Genomic DNA, 2143 nt, shown 5'->3' on the forward strand with positions numbered 1-2143 from the left:
CGGGGCAGGGAGTCGGACGGAGCGTTGAATCAGACAGAGCGTTGAATCAGCGTTGGAATGAAACGGGGCGGATCAGTACGCGGCGAGCCGGCGCACCGCGTCGGTCACCGTCCGGACGTTCGGCAGGACCTCGTCCTCAAGGCGGTCCGCGAACGGCAGCGGCACGCAGGCCCCGGCCAGCCGGCGGATCGGGGCGTCGAGCATTTCGAAGCCCTCGTCCGCCACGACGGAGGCGACGGTGCCGCCCCAGCCGCCCTGGTAGGGGTTCTCCTCGACGACGACGAGCCGCGAGGTGCGGGCGACCGAGGCGAGCACGCAGGCCATGTCGAGCGGGATGAGGCAGCGCAGGTCGAGCACCTCGGCCGAGATCCCGTCCTCGGTCGCGAGCCGCTCGGCGGCGGCCAGCGCCAGCGGCACGGTCGAGGCGAGCGCGACGATCGTGACGTCGGCGCCCGCGCGCCGGATCGCCGCCCGGCCGAGCGGGACCACGTGGCCGGGCGGCGCGGCAGGGCCCTTGCTCGCGAACAGGCCCTTGTGTTCGAAGAAGACGACGGGGTCGTCGCTGCGGATCGCGGACGCCATCAGGCCGACCACGTCGGCGGGCGTGGACGGCGCGGCGATCTTGAGCCCCGGCACGGCCAGCGGCCAGTTCTCCACCGCCTGCGAGTGCTGCGCGCCGAAGCCGAGCCCGCCGCCGTTCGCCGTGCGGATCACCAGCGGGACGGTGACCTGGCCGCCGGTCATGTACCGCGCCTTCGGGATCTCGTTGGCGAGGTAGTCCCAGCAGCAGGCCAGGAAGTCGGAGAACATGATCTCGGCGACCGGGCGCAGGCCGGTCATTGCCGCGCCCATCGCGGCGCCGGCGATGGCGAGCTCTGAGATGGGAGTGTCCACGACGCGGCGCGGCCCGAACTCGTCGAGCAGCCCGACCGTCGTCTTGAACACGCCCCCGGCGGCGCCGATGTCCTCGCCGAGGCAGACGACGCAGGGATCGCGGCGCATCTCGCGCGCTATCCCCTCCGCCACCGACTCACGGTACGTGGTGACAGCACTCGTCGACAGGTCCGCACCGGCCGCGTTCGTGGTCGTCAGGTCCGTCATGCCGCACCTCCGACAGTGTTCGCCGATACGTCGGCGCGGATCACATCCGTGGCTGTCAGGCCGGCGGCCTTCAGGTTCGCCATGCCGCGCCTCCGTCCGCCCACACGTCCGTGACCGCCTGTGCCGGATCGGCTTCGGGCGCCGCTTTCGCCGCCGCGACCGCGTCGCGCACGATCTGCGCGGCTCTCTGTTCGACCTCTGTCAATTCGTCCTCGGATACGCCCGACCCGGCGAGCCGCCGCCGCGCGAGGATGAGCGGGTCACGCGCCAGCCACTCGCGCACTTCCTGCTCGGGGCGGTACTTCGCCGGGTCGGTGCGGCTGTGGCCGAAGTGGCGGTACGTGCGGGCCTCGATGATCGTCGGGCCGTCACCGGCGCGTGCGCGCGTCACGGCCTCGGCCACGGTGTCGCGCACCACCAGCACGTCGTTGCCGTCGATCACTGCGGACGACATCTGGTACGCCGGAGCGCGGTCGGCGGCCGGGTTCGGTACCGCCGTCACCGACGCGATCGGCGTGTACTCCATGTAGAGGTTGTTCTCGCAGATGAACAGGACCGGTGCTTTCCACACTGCGGCCAGGTTCAGCGCCTCGTGGAAGGCCCCGATGTTGGTCGCGCCGTCGCCGAAGAACGCCACCGCGACCTGGCCGCTGCCGCGCAGCTGCGCCGACCACGCCGCGCCGACGGCCATCGGCAGGTGCGCGCCGACGATGGCGTACGAGCCGAGCATGTTCCCGGCCGCGTGGGTCAGGTGCATCGACCCGCCCTTTGCCCGGCAAAGCCCGGTGTCCTTGCTCATCAGTTCGGCCAAGCACGCCTCGGGCGCGGCGCCGCGCGCCATCGCGTGGTGGTGGCCGCGGTAGGTGGCGAATACGTAGTCGTCGGGGCGCAGCGCCGCGCTCGCCCCGACGGCGACCGCCTCGTGCCCGGCCGCAAGGTGCGTGGTGCCCTTGACCAGCCCGGCGAGGAAGAGATCCTGCGCGGCCTTCTCGGTGCCGCGGATGACGAGCATCTGCTCGTAGAGCGGCAGCAGGCCGGTGTC

Annotated in this window: 2 protein-coding genes; both read right to left on the bottom strand. The window is 72.0% G+C overall.

What is annotated here, in order from left to right; all coding sequences use genetic code 11:
- Nucleotides 1-72: 72 nt before the first annotated feature.
- Nucleotides 73-1101 carry a pyruvate dehydrogenase complex E1 component subunit beta gene (locus VGS97_RS02620; protein ID WP_326851538.1) on the bottom strand — a complete coding sequence of 343 codons (1029 nt, stop codon included), beginning with the start codon at nucleotides 1099-1101 and terminating at the stop codon, nucleotides 73-75.
- Nucleotides 1102-1171: 70 nt separating this feature from the next.
- A complete protein-coding gene (locus VGS97_RS02625; RefSeq protein ID WP_349261953.1) occupies nucleotides 1172-2134 on the bottom strand; it encodes a thiamine pyrophosphate-dependent dehydrogenase E1 component subunit alpha in 963 nt (320 codons plus the stop codon).
- Between the last annotated feature and the right edge of the window lie 9 nt (nucleotides 2135-2143).

Origin of the sequence: Actinocrinis sp., from assembly GCF_035946395.1 — a bacterium.
GTDB lineage: Bacteria > Actinomycetota > Actinomycetes > Streptomycetales > Catenulisporaceae > Actinocrinis.